This window comes from Salmonella sp. HY31 (assembly GCF_042604575.1).
GTDB lineage: Bacteria > Pseudomonadota > Gammaproteobacteria > Enterobacterales > Enterobacteriaceae > Salmonella > Salmonella diarizonae.
Map to the genome: position 1 here is coordinate 2,654,984 of NZ_CP170479.1, position 19,424 is coordinate 2,674,407.

Consider the following 19,424-nt stretch of genomic DNA (forward strand, 5'->3'; position numbering starts at 1 on the left):
TTATGCTACACTGCGCGCCTGTTTTTTTGCCGGCGATACACCTGTGGCTCAACACACTGTCTATTTTCCCGACGCTTTTCTGAGGCAAATGCGTGAAACAATGCCTTCCACGCTCTCTTTTGATGAGTTTATTTCGGCCTGCCAACGCCCGTTGCGCCGCAGTATACGCATCAATACACTTAAAATATCCGTGGCTGATTTCCTCGCCTTAACCGCGCCCTACGGCTGGTCGCTCACGCCAATCCCGTGGTGTGAGGAAGGATTCTGGATCGAGCGCGATGATGAAGAAGCTTTGCCGTTGGGCAGTACCGCTGAGCATTTAAGCGGCCTGTTTTACATTCAGGAGGCCAGCTCGATGCTACCGGTCGCGGCGCTGTTCGCCGGTAATAATCATCCGCAGCGGGTCATGGATATGGCGGCGGCGCCAGGCTCCAAAACCACGCAAATCGCTGCCCGCATGGGGAACCACGGCGCCATTCTGGCCAACGAATTTTCGGCCAGCCGCGTCAAAGTTCTGCACGCTAACATCAGCCGATGTGGAATCGCCAATACCGTGCTGACGCATTTCGATGGCCGCGTATTTGGCGCCGCATTGCCGGAGATGTTTGACGCTATCCTGCTGGATGCGCCCTGCTCTGGCGAAGGCGTAGTACGTAAAGATCCTGATGCGCTAAAAAACTGGTCGCCAGAAAGCAATCTGGATATCGCTGCTACACAGCGGGAACTGCTCGACAGTGCCTTTCATGCTTTACGGCCCGGCGGCACGCTGGTCTACTCCACCTGCACGTTAAATCGCCAGGAAAACGAAGCGGTCTGCCTCTGGCTGAAAGAGACCTACGCCGATGCCGTTGAATTTTTGCCGCTGGATGATCTGTTTCCTGAGGCTGACCGCGCCCTCACGCCGGAAGGCTTCTTGCACGTTTTCCCACAAATTTACGACTGCGAAGGGTTCTTTGTCGCACGTCTGCGTAAAATTTCATCCCTTCCAGCCATGCCCGCGCCGACGTATAAAGTGGGGAAGTTTCCTTTTACCCCCCTCAAAGGCCGCGAAGCATTACACGTTACCCAGGTGGCCAACGCCGTCGGACTGATCTGGGATGAAAATCTCCATCTTTGGCAGCGTGAAAAAGAGGTCTGGCTGTTCCCGGCTGCGATTGAACCCCTGATCGGAAAAGTCCGTTTTTCCCGGCTCGGCATTAAGCTGGCCGAAAGTCATAATAAAGGCTATCGCTGGCAACATGAGGCAACGATAGCCCTTGCCAGTCGGAATCATGCTCACGCGTTCGAACTTTCCCCGCAAGAGGCAGAGGAGTGGTATCGCGGACGGGATATTTATCCGCAAACACCCCCTGCCGCTGATGATATACTGGTGACGTTCCAGCATCAGCCGCTCGGTCTGGCAAAACGTATCGGCTCACGAATAAAGAACAGCTACCCGCGTGAACTGGTACGAGATGGTAAACTCTTTACCGGTAACCGCTAAAGGGCGCACAAAAAAACCGCACTTTTTGACTGGCGCTTTTGCGCACGTTGACTACGCTGAAAAATGGACGACTAAACTGGTCGTACCACAATTAGCGTATTAACGGAGAGCACGATGATGAAAACCAGTGTGCGCATTGGCGCTTTTGAAATCGACGATGCCGAGTTACATGGCGAATCGCCGGGAGAGCGAACGTTAACTATCCCCTGTAAATCCGATCCGGATTTATGTATGCAGCTTGACGCCTGGGACGCCGAAACCAGCGTTCCCGCCCTTCTTAACGGGGAACATTCCGTTTTGTTCCGTAATCATTACGATCCTAAATCTGATGCCTGGGTCATGCGTCTTGCCTGACTCAAAAAGAACCCGTCGCCAGGCGGGTTATTTATTCTTCCTTTTCTCATTTCCCCCTTGCGCTAACCTCTCCTACACTATCGTGTAAAGTAGTTAACATTGAGGATGGAATGTTCGCGCTGGTACTTTTTGTGTGTTACCTGGATGGAGGATGCGAGGATATCGTTGTGGACATCTACGATACCGAGCAGCAATGTCTTTATTCGATGGACGATCAACGTATTCGCCACGGCGGCTGTTTTCCGGTGGAGGATTTTATCGACGGCTTCTGGCGACCTGCGCAGCAATATAGCGATTTTTAACCCCGACATTGACCTCTCCAAATGCCGCTATTGCATCTGCGCTAACGTCAATTGTCCGCCAAATACTGCGCCCGTATCAATATAGTGTACGTTGCCAAAATCCATACGCCGACACAGCGGCGTATGGCCAAACCAAAAATGATCGGCGCCGCTGATCCCGCCACGTTTATTCATAAGCCGTTTGCGGCTCCAGAGAACCTGATGTAAATCGACCTTTTTTTGCCATTGATAGGTTGACGACGGATAATCAGCATGGGCGATCACATGCGTGCTATGGCGGCAGCGAACTTCCAGTATCCAGGGCAGCCACTGGCAAAGGGTAAAAAGCATTTCAGCTTGCGCAGCGTGTTCAGTCGTCAGGCGGGTAAACCAGTCGCCACCATTCATAAACCACAGCGTTGACTGCGATGAAGACCGCGCATCCAGCGCCATTTGTTCATGATTGCCGCGAACCGCCCTCATCCATGACTCACGCAGTAAGGCCAGGCAGCGCAGGCTGTCTGGCCCTCTATCAATAATATCGCCCACAGAAACTAACAAGTCTTGTTGAGGATCAAATCGACACTCACGTAACTTTTTCATTAACATTGAAAAACAGCCGTGGATATCGCCGACAACCCAGATATGCCGCCAATCCTTCCCCTCTATTCGCTGATAAATTTCTTCAGGCCGCATCATTTTTTTCCTGTCGTTCATTATCTTGGACGGATATAAAAGGATAGCGCGTATAGGTTGTTTTGCTTAGTAAATATCCTCTGTTGTAAATAGCGTATTTCAACAGTAGAGAATAAATTCATTGTTATCAGCGGAATAAAATATAACTGACTGCGCCAGGGAGCGTTATCCCCTGGCGCAGCGAGTTACTCAATATCGCCTGTTCACATTCAATATTCTTCCTCCTTAAAAACATATCGGAAACATAAACCACATCACCTCAACACACGATATAGCGCACTCTTTAGCGGGGTGATCCTCAAGACAAACCAGCGCCAATGCAGGTGTCGTTACCGTGGCTAGCATCGCCCCCAAAAAAGGAGCAGCACAATTTTTTTTAAAGGCGGCATAACCTCTCCTGACAATTAACAGACCATTAATCCTTATCGAGACATCATCCGTGTGCGGGTATCATAGACTTAACAGCACCTGGTGTTACAAAAAAAGCTGTCTGGTTATGCAGGTATTTAGAGTAATAACAATTATTTTAAGTTTTAAGGATATCCTTTTGATTTTTATATTAAAATAAAGATGGCGACCTTTTGTTAACAGCGTCGCCATAAAAATGAGTATACAGTTTAAGAAAATCTGCTATCAATTCACATGCTTAACAGTAGCACTATGTTTGCTATCTTCAGGAGGCATTCTGAAGATACTTATTCGCAATATTTTCCACTGTTAACTGAAATTGTTGTGGCGTCTGCATCGATCTCTCATTAAACAGCGACGTAACTTCTTTCATAATGATCTTCTCAGCATATGCTTTAAAAGACACCTGCTGATTATAATTTGTAAACATATGCGGATATTTAGTGCTCGCTGAAGAGATGAGAGGAACGACAAAAGGATTCATCCCTGCCCCAGCTGGAGTAAATACTCCATTTTTTATCTCTCCAGGTAGCCCCGCATTTTGCGCAGCCTCTCCTATCTCTTTCAGAAAGGGCGTAATACTGCCCCCTTTATTGACGAGTAATTTACAACATTGATCTTTATGATTACTGTACACCGATGATAATATGGCTTCGCATGTCTGACGAGCATAGGCCGGATCTTTACTCGCATTCCCTTTGATATCCAGACTATTGAGTTTTTGCAGCATAAAATCTTTAACAATTTTATTGGTTAATACTGAGCGTCCCTCAGAAGCGTTCCCACGATGAAAATGGGCAGTCGGTGTTTCTGTTTGCTTGTGCAAGCTAAAATGCTCTGACAGACTCGTAGATAGTCTGATAAAGCTATTTCTAACAGCGGTAATACTTTTTGCAAACGCGCTCTTCTCCGCTGTTTTTTCTTTTACTGGTTCAACGTCACTTTTATGAATTCTACAAAGCTGGGGGGATAGTGTTATGTTAGTCACGGTAGTTCTCCTTTTGAATATGTATGCATAGCTACACCTTGTTTAGGTTCCTTGCTTTCAAAAAATAACCACTTCCGACACAATCCTCTTTACATGTTGATTTTTATAAATTTTATTTACCTGGTGAATTTTGGCACTCTATCACTTAGCGTGTTTTTTCGGCAAAACGTGATCAGCTTTTATCCAATCTCATTTTTACCAGGACAAGCCTGAACAGGGAAAACGTAACCCCAATTCATCTTCTGCATCACACGAGACATTCATGAATATTATTATTCATGCTGATACCGTTACGGTTTTACCTTATACATAGACTGCCCACCGATTTTTCTGTCGGTGAATTATCCACTTTTTCAGAACCAATAAAGTTACCCCCCCATATCTTTCGGCCACAGAAAACATCATCAAAAACACAACTAACCTACTGATTTTTTAATAAATTATTTATTTTGATTTTCATGTCGATCGGAAGAACTACAAATTTATATGAATGGGCTAATCTAGTAGCGGTCCAAAAAACACTCAACAAGAAATAATCAGTAACAATTGAAACACTATTCCAATCATAACGTAAATTATATGATACCAGACGATTATTATTGCTTTTTGGTAACATCTTTGTACGGTTCTTTTTAAAGCAACAATACTCTAGCACAACATATAGCATTATAACTTACAATAGGTTAACAAATGGAATTACAGCTTATACTTAATAATTATTTCGAGCGCGTCAGAAGGGATGCAAATTTCAACGCATTTTTAATCGATCTGGAACACAATAATATTGCTTATTATATCTATTTTGTTGCTACCGGTAATGTTAAAATCATTACCCATACCGGTCACTTTATTTCGGTTAAAAGCAATAGAAAGCTAATTAAAGTCAGTTCAACAACGAATGCAGAATTAATAAAATTCACTTCCGCTAAACATTTTTCTGGAGGACACTCCTATGAAAAGTACTGTAATGATCTGGCAACAGCAGGCGTTTTTAAATGGATTGTTGAGTTAAACCAAAAAACTCGACAATACTGGTCGAAAGACAACAAATTATTATATATAGAAAATGTGATCACGACGCTTTAACCGACAGCGGTACTAATAGAGTCAGTCGTGACATCTGCCGTGCTGCGAATACAGGTTGTCAATTAGAAACAACGGTGAGAGTCTGGCTGCGATGGCGCCTGTTCAGTTCAGACTGCGCGGCAACTTTTGATACGTCCCCTCTACAACTGAATGGCTTACATCAGGCAAAATGATTTTCAAAGTGATTTTGAGTAAAAACTCAAAATATTTGCATGCTATTTATACCCTGTCTAATTAATACCCTCCGGGAAGTATGGCATAATTGCCGAATCTGTCAGGCTTCGGGTGCGTACCGGAGCGTAATCGAAAAGCCATCTGGAGATGTATGAGCAAGGATGAAATCAGTTATCAAATTCTTTACCGGTACTATCTGGAAAAGCTGTACAGCACCTTTACCCGGAGAGTGGATAACGTGCTGTCATTTGCTCTCGTTCTTTTCGGGGTCGGCGTCATCGTAAACGTCGGGAGTCCCTTTATACTGGGGCTAAGCATTGTGGGTATCTCCGTACTAAAAATAGTATTCCGCTTCGGCACACGATCAACACAGGCCGACTGGCAATCCCGCGCCTGGTTGAAACTTTTTAATACCCGGCACCGCTTTCCTTCAGATAAATCTTTGTTTCTTAGCATCACATCTCTTGAGCAAGACGCGAGCGAAGTGTGGTCCATGCTTATTGGTCCTGCCATAGTCATGACCCGGACCGCCCTCGGGAAAACCCCCATTGAGCCATTGACGGCGGGTGAAAAACTATGTGCATTTTTGAGTGGCGCGACGAAACCCCAGCCCCTGCCCCCTATTGAAGAAAATGATTGGTTCAACGGCTAAAAAACTCTCTGAGCGTTATTTGAAAGTTTACAGGCTCCCTTTCACTCATAATCAATCCGTAATTTTATACTGATAACTACAGTAATCAGTTAATATATATAAATAGGGGAGTACCGATGCACATCAATTCAGCGAAAACCTATGCCAGGGCGTTTACCGCAAATACACAACTGCATGAAGCTGCAGGAAATTATGAAAATAAACTTGCCACTAAAATCGCCAAAGGAATCGTTGGAGCACTCACTCTGGGAATTGGATATGGTATTATCCGACTAATTGAAAATTATTGCAACGTTCGTGATAAAATTAATGATTATTGCGCTAATGCCGAGAATATTCATAATGGGATTGCGGTAGCTATAGTGACGGGGAATAACGTTGCCGAGATTAAACTCCAGGACAATAGAATTTTAACATTAGAACAAATTAACCATGAGCACGTTAGTGAATCCTCTGTAAGGATATCAGATGGTGAGCATACAGAAGAAATCCCAGGAACGTTTAGCGATATCTGTATGAAGCTAGGTCAGGAGTTTAATAATGCGCCTGGTCTGTATAACATTAGCAGTCAATATCAGCCGCTGGACTTCTTTTTACAGATGCGAGCCTGCACAATTGCGCCAGTCATTAACTTTTCGCCGGTCACCGGACAATATGAAAATTTATATGAGAATAATATTCTCAATATACATAATGCACTTAGCAAGGCTATATCCATGGAAATGACAGGGGCAAAAGTAACGTTAATCGGAGGGTCAGAAATTGAATTTAGTATCTCGCAAGAATCAGGCGACGAACAAAAAAAATCACAGATAACTAATGGGTTACAAGTTATGGAAGTTGAAGGTACTTTCACCGATCTCTGTCGGGAATACGAGTTATTACTTTATACAAAAGACCAGAATATTGATTTTACAACGCTGGATGAAAGGTTAGCTGAGGTAAAAGCGAATAAAAACTCAGCTGGGGCAATCCCTGATCTGGAAGACTTTACTCTTACAGCACGCTGTATGGCTGACGCAGAAACGGCGCGTCTTGCAGAAGCCACCCAACGGTTTAATGCAGCGTATGGTGATAGCGCGCCACCTTCAAGACCCCCACTACGTTTTAAGTAATGAATAATGGAAACGTACGCTATCCATGCCTGAGATCACTCAAGCTAAAAACAAATAATGCCGAAACCTGTGGCGCACTTGAATCCCGTACAAGAATGTTCAAGTAACGCTTCAGGCAGTCTGTCCGGCTGCTGTAAGTATCCCGTATTATACGCTCAGTTCAGTTTGCAGTTTATGTAACAGCGCAATATGTTTTTGTATCCGGACAATGCCGCCGACAAGCTGCTGACTGAGTACCTCTAGTTGTGCAAGGTCGCTGGACAATTGATTAAACTCCGTTCCCTCAACCCCCTTATCAATTATTTTATTTATCATTTCATGATAGCGAGAATGTATCTCCCCAAGCGAACGGAATATCGGTAAATGTGAGTACGCTTTTTTACCTCGTCCATTATACCACAGGCCCAGATGACACCTTTCAGCGCTCATCAATTTCAGCGACGCGTTATCATCTCCGCCAAGAATAATCGCCATAAATACTCGCTCGCGCCATAAGAAATGCTTTATTGTGATAACCGACAAGTCGAGTAATTCAGCAGCATAACGCTGCTCAACCGAAAATGTATGAATCCTTTCGGCAACTGAAGAGGCAGTGGTATGAAATTCTCTCAACTGCTGCAATAACGATTTTCTTCTCACTGGGGACAGAGGAGTCCTTTCAGAGTCAGCATATTTTGTTTCTTTAGCATTCCAGTGCTCAAGACGCCTGATAACCAACCTACTCCGGTTAGCGCTGTCCTGTAGCTCTCCGGCCAATAGCCGATGAGCTGAACATAAGTGCTCCAGATTTTCACGAACGCTGCCAAGTCCATCGGTCAGGTAGCTAAGACTGGTTAACTTACTCTGCTGAAGACGGTAAATGTACTGCATTCTTTTTATAGTATCGGGCATTTCCACTACTCCACTACAGCGGTGTCATCATGGGATAATCCACATATCGCTTACTGATGAGAAACATCAGTTCGGGATTCTGCAATTTCCTCTATGAAAAAGCTCACGTTCGTACGACAGATACAGATTAGAGACAGCAGGTTATAACTTTAAAGCGAATTTATCGATCATAACGATCGATAAATTCGATTATAGCGAGCATTAACCTCACCAGACGACAAAGCATCAGACCTTATACCTGCCAATGCCATCACATTTAGGTACCCGATTATTCAGGATGGATAAAAAGAGGTCGGATAAACAAAGGGTAACGTTCCAGTCTTCTGACCTCCTGACAACTACACAATGTTAGCTGTTGTAGTTTCATACTGCGTTGAGTGCAGCGAGGAAAATAGCGGCATATCGTGACAGGCATCACAATTAAAGAAATATGTCGCTTTGCCGATTAATCTTTATCGAATTTACACCAGGACAGTTTATAAATATTCATAAACTTAACGAATTGGAGTTAATGATCTGATACTTGCCGCTACAACAGGATTTAATCCTGTTAATTGCGACTATTTGAACGCATTTTTGAAATTATCATTCATGATATTTAGTTCCCCCACAAAACAAAAGATACATTTCATCTATAATATTACAAAATATTTCATAACCACAGTGAATATCTACAGGCAAGGCATTCCCCATACTAATAATTCTTTTAAAAAGTGTTTCCCTGATGATTATTCTTAAATCACGATCATAAACATCGATCGTATCGATCTATTTTTATTATTTTAATTTAAATGAGACTTTTCTTATAACTATCCAGGCATTAGCTGAAATAGCAGCATCCTGAGATCGGTTCAGACATGTTGGTTGTCTCCTGGCATCTATTATTAATACCTGCTTCACCTGAACGCTTCTCATTAATATTTTCAGACCTGTTTTCAGCCTGTGCTCAATAATTCTCATTTGCTCAAAGGACATATTATCTATGCGTAATAAAATAATACTTGCCATGACGGCTGCCGGTATGATGTGCGCCACTTCGGCTTTTGCTGCTGGTGCTATTGCCACCACTGACGCTGGCGGAGGGACAATGACCTTCAGTGGCTCAGTCATTGATGCGCCGTGCAGCATTGTGCCGGACAGCCAGAACATCAAAGTGGACCTGGGTCAGGTCAGTATGAAATCACTATCAGCAGCAGACAAGTACTCCAGTTCGGTTCCTGTTACCATAAGTCTGACCGGATGTTCATTTGAGGCAGCCCCTGGCACGCCACCGACAGATGGCACGACAGGTAACTATTCAAAAGTGGCCGTAACATTCCCTGGTGTTATGCCCCCACCGGGCGGCGATTTGACTAAAGGAGAAATAGCAAATACCGCAAACTCCCCTGCCGCTAATGTAGCTATTCAGCTCCTGAAAGGTGATGGCGTTAATCCTGTGGACCTGAGCAAGACGACACCTACAACAGGTGATATTACACTGGATACCTCTTCGGCAACCAATAAGCTGAATTTCTTTGCCCGTATGATAACCGTTGGCGGAGCAGCCTCCCAGGGCGCTGTCAGCGCCACAGTCACCTATAAACTGAAATATTTCTGATACGGTCCGCAGGCCGGTATTTATTTCAGACAGTAATAAACAGTTTCGCTGTTTATTTATCCGGCATGTCCGGGCACCGGAACTGTTTATTTTCTTTCTTCAGTGGCGGGCTGATATTTCACGGAGCGGTTTATATCAGCAGCAACGGATTTTAATTTATTCAGGTAACACGGACAGCGACACATACCATGAAAATAACCCGGCCGGCACTGCTGATTACCCTGAATATACTGACGTTACCTGCAGGGGCGACACAGTTCAGCGCCGGTTTTCTTAAAAACAGTGACCACAGCAGCGTGGATTTATCCGCCTTCAGCCGGGATGGCTACGTTGCGCCGGGAGATTACCTGCTTGATATTTACCTGAACGACAGACTCATCCGCAGCCAGTACAACGTCAGGGTGGTGGAGACCGGCGACGGGCGCTCACGCTTCTGCATCACCCCGGCACTGACAGACATGCTCGGGCTGAAAGAGGAGAGCCGCCGTCAGCTTGTCCCGGTCGAAGGGACGGACGGTCAGTGCCTTAACCTGAGCACAGCGGACAGCAGGGTACAGTATTCACCGGACAACCAGTCCCTGTCCGTCACCCTGCCCCAGGCGTGGATGGAATACCAGGACCCGGACTGGGTGCCCCCGGCCCGCTGGAGCGAGGGCGTCACGGCGGCCCTGCTGGACTATAACCTGATGGCCAACCGGTACATGCCGCATCAGGGTGAGACCTCCACCAGTTACAGTCTGTACGGCACCGCCGGGTTTAACCTCGGCGCCTGGCGCCTGCGCAGCGATTACCAGTACAACCGCTATGACAGCGGAAACGGCAGCGTGCAGTCTGATTTTTACCTGCCGCAGACGTATCTGTTCCGGGCGCTGCCCTCACTGCGCTCGAAACTGACGCTGGGACAGACGTATCTCAGCTCCGCCATTTTTGACTCCTTCCGCTTTGCCGGACTCACCCTGGCCAGCGATGAGCGCATGCTGCCGTCCTCCCTGCAGGGATATGCCCCGCAAATCAGCGGCATTGCGAACAGTAACGCGCAGGTGACCGTCAGCCAGAACGGCCGCATGCTGTACCAGACCCGGGTGTCTCCCGGACCGTTCGTACTGCCGGACCTGAGCCAGAACATCAGCGGCAATCTTGACGTGACGGTGCGCGAAAGCGACGGCAGCGTCCGGGCCTGGCAGGTCAACACGGCCAGCGTGCCTTTTATGGCCCGTCAGGGGCAGGTTCGCTACAAGGTGGCCGCCGGACGTCCGCTGTACGGCGGGACGCATAACAACAGCACGGTCAGTCCCGACTTTCTGCTCGGCGAGGCCACCTGGGGAGCATTTAATAACACCTCGCTGTACGGCGGCGTGATTGCCTCCACCGGCGATTACCAGTCCGTCGCCCTGGGTGCGGCGCAGAACATGGGGCTCTTCGGCGCGGTATCGGTGGATGTCACCCGCTCGGATGCACAGCTCCCGCACGGGCAGAGCCAGTCCGGTTACAGCTACCGGGTTAACTACACCAAAACGTTTAACAGTACCGGCAGCACGCTGGCGTTCGTCGGATACCGTTTCTCTGACCGGCATTTTCTGTCCCTGCAGGAGTATCTGGCGCGTTCCGTGTATGACGGGGAGTATCTGCAGGATGAAAAGCAGAGCTACTCCGTAAGCTGGAATCAGTATCTGTCAGCCCTGAACATGAATGCCTCGCTTTCCCTGAGCCGTCTCAGCTACTGGAATGCTGATTCAAACAATAACTGGACAATGTCGCTCAGTAAGTCGACAGATATCGGCCCCGTTCACGGCATTAACCTGTCACTGTCACTGTCCCGTAACCAGTCGGCGTACAACCGGACACAAAACCAGGTTTATTTCCAGGTCAGTGTCCCCTGGGGGGACAGTCGCCAGGTGAGTTACAGCCTGCAGAAGGATAACCAGGGCAGTATGCTGCAGACCGTGAATTACAGCGATTTCCATAACCCGGATACCTCATGGAATATCAGCGCCGGCCATAACCGGTATGACAGCAACAGCAGTGACAGCTTCAGCGGGAGTATCCAGAGCCGTCTGCCGTGGGGCCAGGCCAGCGCGGATGCCACCCTGCAGCCCGGTCAGTACCGCAGTCTGGGGCTGAACTGGTATGGCTCACTGACCGCCACGGCACATGGCGCTGCGTTCAGCCAGTCAATGGCCGGGAATGAGCCGCGGATGATGATTGATACCGGAGACGTGTCCGGTGTGCCGGTTAACGGCAACAGCGGCGTGACCAACCACTTCGGGGTGGCCGTGGTGAGCGCGGGCAGCAGCTATCGCCCGGGCGACGTCTCCGTGGATGTGTCCGCGCTGCCGGACGGCGTGGATGTGGCTGACCCGGTGATCAGCCAGGTACTGACGGAAGGGGCCATCGGTTACAGGAAGATAGACGTCAGCCAGGGAGAACAGATATTCGGGCATATCCGGCTGGCTGACGGCACAAGTCCGCCATTCGGCGCGCAGGTCGTGTCGGAGAAAACCGGTAAAACGGCGGGGATGGCGGGTGATAACGGGCTGGTCTACCTGACGGGCATTGAGGCTTCAGAGCGGAATGCTCTGGTCGTGACATGGGGCGGCAGGCCGCAGTGCCGGCTGTCCCTGCCGGAGAACGCGAATCTCAGCCGGGGAGCCCTGCTGCTTCCCTGCCGGTGACGGCCTGCGACAGGCGTGCAACACAGCAGACGTACAACATTATTCTTACGGAGAGAAAAGGTGAACAACAGACAGACAGCGATGCTCATTGCCGGCCTGGTCCTTGTCCTTGTCGGGCCCGGTACTGGCCAGGCGGCCATCAATGTTGACCGCACCCGTATCATCATGAGCAGCGATGCAAAAGCCGTCTCCGTCGGGCTGAGTAACGACAGTCCCGACGCCCCCTATCTGGCGCAGTCATGGATGGAGGACAGCCTGGGAAAAGCGACAAATATACTGATAGCGCTGCCGCCGCTGCAGCGCATCGATGCGGGAAAAAAATCCCGGGTCAGGATAATGCGGGTGGAGAATGCAGGCACCGCCCCGCTGCCGGCAGACCGGGAGAGCCTGTTTTATTTTAACGTCAGGGAAATCCCACCGGCGCCGGAGGACAAAAACAAAAATATCCTGCAGCTTGCCACCCAGAGCCAGTTGAAGCTGTTCCTGCGCCCGGCCACGCTGGCGGCGGAGGGGAACGCCTCGCCGGAGAAGAGGCTGCTGGTACAGTCCGCCGGCGGGTCGCTGACGCTGAAAAATCCGACGCCGTATTACATCACGCTTGTCTGGCTGGGACAAAGTCCGAAACAGAAACTGGCGGGCTTTAAGGAAGGCACGATGGTGGCCCCGTTTTCATCGCTGCCGGTGAATGCCGTCCTGCCTGCCGGAACTGGCCAGATAATGGTGGGCAATGTGGATGACTATGGCGGGCTGCGGATGAACCGCTTCATCTGCACGTCAGGAAGATGTACTTATCAGGAGCGTATCAATGAATAAGGTGATGTACGGAGAAAACAGGAGACGTGGCGGCAGGAATATGTTATGCCGGCTGCTCCGGTCCGGACGGTGGTTTTTATGTCTGGCGCTGCACTGTTCTGTCATGTTGCCGGGATTTGCCAGCGCGGCAGAGCCTGTTCCGGCTACAGCGCAATGTACGGACTGGAACAATAGCCAGGGAGATATACAACTAAAGTTGCCGGCCTCTATCACTATTCAGCCCAGTATGGTCGACATTCCTCCCATCCCGTCGGTCACCGTTAAGTATAAATGTAGCGTACCGGACAGTAACAATCACACAGTGGCTATAGTCTCTCTTGCCGATGCGCATAATTTAATTAGCTCACTGAAATCACTTGGGCTGACACTGAAAATGACGATTACTGATAGCTCCGGAGGGGCCGTAGGTCATTGGACTTTTCCCGCCCCGGGGGGGGGGGGGGGGATATACCCTGAATATGTAGCGATCGGCGATTCTTATAAGGGTAATGACGGTACCGGTGAGAGAACGATGACCATCAATGCAACCCTGTCAAGAAATCCATCACAAAGTACCCGCCCCGGGTTTTATGCGATACCATCGCTGTCTGCTTTCAGACTGAAACCTTATTATAATTATGGCAGTGGTCCATTCCTGACTTCTCCGGCAATAAGATTACAGTATGTCCCGACATGTTTTGTGAGGTTCCAACTGGATAAAAATAACATTAACTTTGGACCGGTAATGACAACAGATGTGGACAGTTCTTTTTCCCGGAGAGATAACTTTACTGTCACTGCAGATGTAAACCCAAACTGTAACAGCGGGCAGTTCGGAAATCTCCTTGGCGGCTATACCCCTCAACTGACAGGGGCACAGACATATTATCTGGACCTCCCTTTAAAGGTCTCTTTTACACTGCAGGGTGGAGGATATATTTCAGGGAATTCCATTCTTCTGTATAAGCAAGGCACACTAACAAAAAATGGCCTGAAACTGACAATAACTGACCCGGATAATCACCCGGTTAAGTTTGGTGAAATCATTTCACCTGATGCCCAGTCACTACCTGGCAATAAACTAGGTGAATTCAGTAATGGAAATTTTAATGCTAAAAAAATATATAACGTCAAACTGTCCGCCACAGGAGAACCGGCATTAACCGGAAAATACAACGCACAGGTTCTCGTTAAGGTGGAATATTACTGATTATTTCCGGTGGAGAGCATAATAATCCATCGGCTGAACACCGTCATAAAAATAATAAACATATTAATAATATTTAATGATACCTCAGGCCTTTCTTTTTTCGTTAATTATGATGACGAGGTTTTTATGTGCCCTGATAACACACACGCAAAAAAGCGGTACCTGACGCCCGGTAACGATATGCATTATCCCGGTCAGTCAAACCATGACGCCTGCTTTATTCCAGAGAGCGTCCGCCAGTATGCCAGCGAGCCCTTATATATCATCGTCGCGCACTGGTGCCAACAGCAGCAGGACTGGGTCCAACGCAACCAGATATCAGAGGCGTTTCATATTACTGCCAGACGGGCCAGTTACCTGATTGCCTATCTGCGAAGTAAAGCTTCGCGGGTAGTCTGTGTCTGCCGCCATCAGACTCTGCCTAATAAAGCGCTACGCTATGAGATTTATATTATTCGTGTTCTTAACAATCCCAATCCAGCTCGCCGTGAACGGATCGTAACGCCACCGGTATCCCGGCGCAGGGTCGGGAATGCCGACAAAACGATGGCGAATGTGTTGTGGAACCAGCTGTGCAGTAACAGAAATGCGGGGAAAATCCTGAAAAAGGAGAAAGATGAAGATGACAGGACATAACCGGATGCCGGTTCGGCAGATCATCGTGCATGGTGACTGCTGGCCGGTAACAACCGCCGTGGCGCATCTGGTCAGGTCAGTACTATCTACGTGTGAGTATGTAATTACGTACACGCTGCCAGTTCTGTTACAGCAACTGCACCGGAAACCGGAAGCAACCTTAGTATTGTGTCTGCGCCCTCGTGAACATCTTTTTTTGTTTTACGCTCTGAAACAAGCGATCCTGGATCACCCGGTCCTGGTCATCAGTGATGAACTGTTTTTTAGTGACCAGTTGGTACTAAAGGTATATGGGGATATCCCGGCAATTCAGCAGCAGGAACTAACGGAGATGCTTATACGGGTTAAACAAGAAGAGCAATGGTATGGCGGAACGCGTTGTCAAGTGACGAAAAAGCTGGACGATTTTCTGTTATATCCGACCCTGGTGACAGGTTTTCTGGAAGTCCCCCAGATATTCAACAGCCCAAAGCGGCTGATGACCTACATGTCACTGCTGATGCACAGGGAAATTCTGGCATGTGGAGTGAGTCCGGCCCAGCAGCGTCTGCTTGAGGAGGTTTATCGTGGCCGGGGAAGGCTGTCAGCGCTCTGTGGACGGCTGAATGCAAGGGAAAGACAAATCTGGCAAGACAAGTATCGGTTACTGGTGAAATTAGGCATGAGAAATCGGTTACGTGAACTGTTGTACGGCACCCGGTTCTGTATGAATATGCAAAAAACAGTTTTTATGGCTCCGGCAGAAACCGTATTCCCTGACCAGCAGAATGATTTCGCACCACACTCATTCTGATGATGGCGCCAGACGGAGTATTGCGCGGCTCATGAAGTGACAAATAATCCATTCACGCAACGCCTCAGACAATCTGTTCGGCCGCGCATAGCCGTATCCCCGGCTCCCGCAACCGAGTCGGGTTCGAGAATGGCCACTGAGATAATCTATTAATGCCCTGCTTTTTTAATTTAAAAATGTTAAATAGAATTTTGTCGTGGTATAAGGAAAAAAGCCGAACAGGGATGTGTCGAGTAACGGCAAACACGCCTTCGATTTCAAAGACAAATAAAAAGAGACCAAATATGATTTCTACATTAAGTCAACATTAAAATTCCCATTTAAATTCAGACCACTACATAATAATTGAGTATTTTTAACGACTAAAATACGTTATGTTACGTTCTCATAGATTCAATTAGTTATCATTCTTTACGTTTTAATTGGGACGTATTTCTGACCGTTTTGTTTGTCATTTTCCCGCCCCAAAATCCGCACGATCAAATACATCTCCCTCCTCCTCTGGGGAACCCCCAGCACCAGATATTTCCCGATGCTAAAGTGAAGGTTAAGCCCATGTAGACGAATGGCTTGAATAGCGACGCCAGCAAAAGCGATCGTGAAAAACTAAACCGTATGCTGGAGGAAATGTTTGAAGTAACAAATAAGTAGCGGGTTTCGGATTCTCTTGTACTTTCGTATTGTACTAGTAACAGCCACGGTAACTGGCGATTGTTCAGTAGAACAAGTATCAATCTACCGCTCACGCCCCACATAGTATGAGCTGTGGTATTCAGCTTCTTCCTCCAGAGCACTATCAAACTCACATACTCATATGGACATTATCATAATGAACGATAATCCCACGTCACGTTAATCAGCACTGTCTTCTGATAATGAAAACTGAGCGTCACCAATCTACATCCAGGCCGAATAACCGGAACGGACGACACTTCTCTCTATGCAACTAAATCATCAAGATACAATTATGAAAAATTCAGCAGCATGAAGTTTAAATTTCATGCACATTATTCATATAATCGTTTGACTCTACTCACCGTAACAAAGAATTGACTTCGTTAAATAAATATAAATTCACTTCTATATCAGACATCTATTTCGGTTTTATTTACGTTTCATGATGTACTTTGAATACTACCCTATGCAATGTATGGAACATGAAGCATACATTGCCAGGATACAATCAACAGCAATACTGTGAACGGATAATATTATGGATATAATCATCATCCTGGTAAAAAATAACATCTCTAAAAACGAATATGATACTGGAGAATACTAATGAAACCATCAAGATCTACGCATTTTTATCTCATTCAATTTAAACAAACAGTCAATAATTCAGCGAATCAACAGGGGAGTAGATGATGAAAAAGAATTTTTTTCACCTTCTGATAATGCTTATCTGCAGCTATATTTCTTTTGCCTACGCGAATATCAGCGACTACAGAGTTATGACCTGGAATCTTCAGGGAGCTTCAGCATCTACAGACAGTAAATGGAATATCAATGTCAGACAGCTTTTAAGTGGTACTGCCGGTGTGGATATCCTTATGGTCCAGGAGGCCGGTGCTATTCCCACCTCAGCGGTTCGTACCGGACGACATATTCAGCCTTTTGGAGTGGGTATTCCCATTGATGAGTACACCTGGAATCTCGGAACCACCAGACGTCAGGATATAAGATATATTTACTACTCGCCTATTGATGTTGGAGCACGCCGTGTGAATCTGGCAATAGTTACCAGACGAAGAGCGGATAATGTTTATGTCTTGCGTCCGACAACTGTCGCATCTCGCCCCATCATTGGCATCGGACTGGGTAATGATGTTTTTCTGACGACGCACGCACTGGCTAGTGGAGGTCCGGATGCTGCAGCTATTGTCAGGGTTACCTATAATTTTTTTAGAACACCTCAGATGCGGCATTTATCCTGGTTGCTTGGCGGAGATTTTAATCGCGCCCCAGACAGACTTGAAAATGACCTGATGACTGAGCATCTGGAACGACTTGTAACCATAATTGCACCTACAGAACCCACGCAAATTGGCGGTAATATTTTAGATTATGGGGTCATTGTCGATCGAGCACCTTATTCACAAAGGGTTGAAGCATTACGTAATCCTCAACTCGCTTCTGATCATTATCCTGTGGCGTTTGAAGCACAGCATTGTGGATAAGAGACTCATCCACAAAAACGATGTATTTTTCATATTATTAAGCATGATATCTATTAGCAGATAGTAAACAGCAGGAATAGTCAATTCTCCCCAGTATAGAGTTTTGCGATATGTATTCCTGATAATACAGTACATGGGATTAATAACAGGTAAAATTATGAGTTGTTTTACTACTCCAGCAATAATGGAAATGTTAGGTCATTATAGATGGCGGGTTTACGAACCATTCCGATTTTATCTCAGTGAAGATAAAAATGATGTAATTGAAGTGCCAGTCGGTTTTATTACCGATCTAGCCACTGTTCCGCGTATTTTCTGGTCACTGTTACCACCGGATGGAGAATATGCCAAAGCAGCAATCATTCACGACTACCTGTACCACTATTCACTACGCGACAGAAAAGAATCCGATTTAATATTTCTGGATGGAATGACAGTACTCGGTGTGCCAAAATGGAAACGAACATTAATGTATCTTGCTGTAAGGATGTTTGGATGGAAATATTATGACTCTCATACTTCACAGTCTGATTAACTTTCTCAGGCTGACTTTCAAAATTAACAAAGTGGATGGGTTATTAAAAAAGCATGGAAAGCCTCCATGCTTTAAAATAGCAATTATGATTCTTAACGGCTTTACTGTTCCATCGACAGTGACACAAATCGTATTGATGCATCCATCGCAAATAGCCATATTGCAGATTAATGAAAACTACAGTTTAACACGTTCTTTCATCCATCCGTAAATAAATGATTCATTAGCCTGACGCTGTTCAGCCAGTTCCAGATAGCGTTGCCCCTGACTACAATTTAGCGCAAGAATAAGTATCATTTCACCTTCACTTCCCCGGATAGAGAGGAAAAATCTCAACGCCGATAGGGTACGCGAACCAATCTGACTATCCACTATCAAATCCGGATAAAATCTTTGTTGATTATTAAAGACATTCAGCCAACGCTGGAACCACTTAATCGGGATTAATGGCCCCATATTCACACCCGTATCACAAAGCTCAGCAGCGACAGAGTGAGATATCATGGCGACTTGATCGAACCGCGGACCGTACCAGTAATCAGCCTCAAGAATTTTTAACGCTTGATCACGAGTAAGATTTCGCATATCGCCCATGTAGCCATTAGCTCGCGCCCTCATCAGGGTGATCCCCCAGTTAGTTGGACCGCCTCTGTCGTCAGGATGATTAACGTAACCGCCCTCTCTATCGAGGATAGACGCAAAGACTTCATCTTTAGTCATGATAGCTCTTCTCAATATTAATAAAGTACATCACCCGATTTCCATGTTTTATAATACCAGCAGGAATAGTGTCATCATTATCATATGAACATTAATCTTTAATAATAAATCTGTTCAGAAATCAGGAACTATTAACAGCATTGAACAGACTACTGACAGTG

The 19,424-nt window shown here is 46.7% G+C and carries 18 protein-coding genes and 2 pseudogenes; 15 read left to right on the top strand and 5 right to left on the bottom strand.

Features of this window, described 5'->3' with window-relative positions; all coding sequences use genetic code 11:
- Positions 1-43: 43 nt before the first annotated feature.
- From rsmF to ACE15A_RS12540, 3 genes are all read left to right on the top strand, one after another.
- Positions 44-1,483, top strand: a complete 1,440-nt coding sequence (gene rsmF / locus ACE15A_RS12530; protein WP_053507940.1) for a 16S rRNA (cytosine(1407)-C(5))-methyltransferase RsmF — start codon at positions 44-46, stop codon at positions 1,481-1,483.
- Between the two features lie 117 nt (positions 1,484-1,600).
- Positions 1,601-1,837 carry a YebV family protein gene (locus tag ACE15A_RS12535; protein ID WP_024149645.1) on the top strand — a complete coding sequence of 79 codons (237 nt, stop codon included), beginning with the start codon at positions 1,601-1,603 and terminating at the stop codon, positions 1,835-1,837.
- A 110-nt stretch (positions 1,838-1,947) separates the two neighbouring features.
- Positions 1,948-2,139 (top strand): YebW family protein, encoded by a 192-nt coding sequence (locus tag ACE15A_RS12540; RefSeq protein WP_000457838.1) that lies wholly within the window; start codon positions 1,948-1,950, stop codon positions 2,137-2,139.
- 27 nt (positions 2,140-2,166) lie between these two features.
- Here the strand turns inward: ACE15A_RS12540 and pphA are convergent, their stop codons facing one another.
- The 3 genes and pseudogenes from pphA to sopE2 form a co-directional block, all read right to left on the bottom strand.
- Positions 2,167-2,817, bottom strand: a complete 651-nt coding sequence (gene pphA / locus ACE15A_RS12545) for a protein-serine/threonine phosphatase (RefSeq protein WP_053507869.1) — start codon at positions 2,815-2,817, stop codon at positions 2,167-2,169.
- Between the two features lie 222 nt (positions 2,818-3,039).
- Positions 3,040-3,203: pseudogene (locus ACE15A_RS12550) on the bottom strand (hypothetical protein).
- Between the two features lie 284 nt (positions 3,204-3,487).
- Positions 3,488-4,210, bottom strand: coding sequence for a type III secretion system guanine nucleotide exchange factor SopE2 (gene sopE2 / locus ACE15A_RS12555; protein ID WP_129382437.1), 723 nt, complete (start codon positions 4,208-4,210; stop codon positions 3,488-3,490).
- Between the two features lie 690 nt (positions 4,211-4,900).
- Between sopE2 and ACE15A_RS12560 the strand changes: the two genes are divergently transcribed.
- From ACE15A_RS12560 to ACE15A_RS12570, 3 genes are all read left to right on the top strand, one after another.
- Positions 4,901-5,296, top strand: a complete 396-nt coding sequence (locus ACE15A_RS12560) for a DUF1398 domain-containing protein (RefSeq protein WP_023247736.1) — start codon at positions 4,901-4,903, stop codon at positions 5,294-5,296.
- A gap of 325 nt (positions 5,297-5,621) precedes the next feature.
- A complete protein-coding gene (locus ACE15A_RS12565; protein WP_023247737.1) occupies positions 5,622-6,122 on the top strand; it encodes a hypothetical protein in 501 nt (166 codons plus the stop codon).
- A 116-nt stretch (positions 6,123-6,238) separates the two neighbouring features.
- Positions 6,239-7,237, top strand: a complete 999-nt coding sequence (locus tag ACE15A_RS12570) for a hypothetical protein (RefSeq protein WP_053507867.1) — start codon at positions 6,239-6,241, stop codon at positions 7,235-7,237.
- A 147-nt stretch (positions 7,238-7,384) separates the two neighbouring features.
- Here ACE15A_RS12570 and ACE15A_RS12575 read toward each other — a convergent pair whose 3' ends face one another.
- The gene (locus ACE15A_RS12575; RefSeq protein ID WP_053507866.1) at positions 7,385-8,128 is read right to left on the bottom strand and encodes a CZB domain-containing protein; all 744 of its coding nucleotides are present in this window, start codon (positions 8,126-8,128) and stop codon (positions 7,385-7,387) included.
- A gap of 982 nt (positions 8,129-9,110) precedes the next feature.
- On the opposite strand from ACE15A_RS12575, the gene ACE15A_RS12580 reads away from it, so the two are divergent.
- From ACE15A_RS12580 to ACE15A_RS12620, 9 genes and pseudogenes are all read left to right on the top strand, one after another.
- The gene (locus tag ACE15A_RS12580; protein ID WP_053507865.1) at positions 9,111-9,725 is read left to right on the top strand and encodes a fimbrial protein; all 615 of its coding nucleotides are present in this window, start codon (positions 9,111-9,113) and stop codon (positions 9,723-9,725) included.
- A gap of 188 nt (positions 9,726-9,913) precedes the next feature.
- Positions 9,914-12,397, top strand: coding sequence for a fimbrial outer membrane usher protein StdB (gene stdB / locus ACE15A_RS12585; RefSeq protein ID WP_053507864.1), 2,484 nt, complete (start codon positions 9,914-9,916; stop codon positions 12,395-12,397).
- 60 nt (positions 12,398-12,457) lie between these two features.
- Positions 12,458-13,210, top strand: a complete 753-nt coding sequence (locus ACE15A_RS12590; RefSeq protein ID WP_077944397.1) for a fimbria/pilus periplasmic chaperone — start codon at positions 12,458-12,460, stop codon at positions 13,208-13,210.
- Entirely contained in the window at positions 13,203-14,399 is a 1,197-nt protein-coding gene (locus ACE15A_RS12595) for a hypothetical protein (protein WP_053507862.1), read from the top strand. Before ACE15A_RS12590 ends, ACE15A_RS12595 begins: the two co-directional genes overlap by 8 nt.
- A gap of 126 nt (positions 14,400-14,525) precedes the next feature.
- Complete coding sequence (locus ACE15A_RS12600) at positions 14,526-15,035, top strand: CaiF/GrlA family transcriptional regulator (protein ID WP_053507939.1); 510 nt, start codon at positions 14,526-14,528, stop codon at positions 15,033-15,035.
- Positions 15,022-15,828 (top strand): transcriptional regulator, encoded by an 807-nt coding sequence (locus ACE15A_RS12605; RefSeq protein WP_053507938.1) that lies wholly within the window; start codon positions 15,022-15,024, stop codon positions 15,826-15,828. The genes ACE15A_RS12600 and ACE15A_RS12605 overlap by 14 nt, the downstream gene beginning before the upstream one ends.
- A 516-nt stretch (positions 15,829-16,344) precedes the next feature.
- Positions 16,345-16,479: pseudogene (locus ACE15A_RS12610) on the top strand (DinI-like family protein); the annotation flags it as partial.
- A 716-nt stretch (positions 16,480-17,195) separates the two neighbouring features.
- On the top strand, positions 17,196-18,008 hold the full coding sequence (cdtB, locus tag ACE15A_RS12615; protein ID WP_064055957.1) for a cytolethal distending toxin subunit B family protein: 813 nt from the start codon (positions 17,196-17,198) through the stop codon (positions 18,006-18,008).
- A 157-nt stretch (positions 18,009-18,165) separates the two neighbouring features.
- Positions 18,166-18,543, top strand: a complete 378-nt coding sequence (locus ACE15A_RS12620; RefSeq protein WP_053507861.1) for a DUF1353 domain-containing protein — start codon at positions 18,166-18,168, stop codon at positions 18,541-18,543.
- A gap of 177 nt (positions 18,544-18,720) precedes the next feature.
- Here the strand turns inward: ACE15A_RS12620 and ACE15A_RS12625 are convergent, their stop codons facing one another.
- Positions 18,721-19,263: a glycoside hydrolase family 108 protein gene (locus ACE15A_RS12625; RefSeq protein WP_053507860.1), complete on the bottom strand. Its 543-nt coding sequence runs from the start codon at positions 19,261-19,263 to the stop codon at positions 18,721-18,723.
- Positions 19,264-19,424 lie beyond the last annotated feature (161 nt).

What these genes read in the sequence shown, in the direction of transcription:
- stdB (WP_053507864.1), top strand. Translation starts at nt 9,914, where the DNA reads ATGAAAATAACCCGGCCGGCACTGCTGATTACCCTGAATATACTGACG.
- ACE15A_RS12560 (WP_023247736.1), top strand. Translation starts at nt 4,901, where the DNA reads ATGGAATTACAGCTTATACTTAATAATTATTTCGAGCGCGTCAGAAGG.
- ACE15A_RS12570 (WP_053507867.1), top strand. Translation starts at nt 6,239, where the DNA reads ATGCACATCAATTCAGCGAAAACCTATGCCAGGGCGTTTACCGCAAAT.
- pphA (WP_053507869.1), bottom strand. Translation starts at nt 2,817, where the DNA reads ATGATGCGGCCTGAAGAAATTTATCAGCGAATAGAGGGGAAGGATTGG.
- ACE15A_RS12580 (WP_053507865.1), top strand. Translation starts at nt 9,111, where the DNA reads ATGCGTAATAAAATAATACTTGCCATGACGGCTGCCGGTATGATGTGC.
- ACE15A_RS12575 (WP_053507866.1), bottom strand. Translation starts at nt 8,128, where the DNA reads ATGCCCGATACTATAAAAAGAATGCAGTACATTTACCGTCTTCAGCAG.
- ACE15A_RS12535 (WP_024149645.1), top strand. Translation starts at nt 1,601, where the DNA reads ATGAAAACCAGTGTGCGCATTGGCGCTTTTGAAATCGACGATGCCGAG.
- ACE15A_RS12605 (WP_053507938.1), top strand. Translation starts at nt 15,022, where the DNA reads ATGACAGGACATAACCGGATGCCGGTTCGGCAGATCATCGTGCATGGT.
- ACE15A_RS12620 (WP_053507861.1), top strand. Translation starts at nt 18,166, where the DNA reads ATGAGTTGTTTTACTACTCCAGCAATAATGGAAATGTTAGGTCATTAT.
- cdtB (WP_064055957.1), top strand. Translation starts at nt 17,196, where the DNA reads ATGAAAAAGAATTTTTTTCACCTTCTGATAATGCTTATCTGCAGCTAT.
- ACE15A_RS12600 (WP_053507939.1), top strand. Translation starts at nt 14,526, where the DNA reads ATGTGCCCTGATAACACACACGCAAAAAAGCGGTACCTGACGCCCGGT.
- ACE15A_RS12625 (WP_053507860.1), bottom strand. Translation starts at nt 19,263, where the DNA reads ATGACTAAAGATGAAGTCTTTGCGTCTATCCTCGATAGAGAGGGCGGT.
- ACE15A_RS12540 (WP_000457838.1), top strand. Translation starts at nt 1,948, where the DNA reads ATGTTCGCGCTGGTACTTTTTGTGTGTTACCTGGATGGAGGATGCGAG.
- ACE15A_RS12565 (WP_023247737.1), top strand. Translation starts at nt 5,622, where the DNA reads ATGAGCAAGGATGAAATCAGTTATCAAATTCTTTACCGGTACTATCTG.
- ACE15A_RS12595 (WP_053507862.1), top strand. Translation starts at nt 13,203, where the DNA reads ATGAATAAGGTGATGTACGGAGAAAACAGGAGACGTGGCGGCAGGAAT.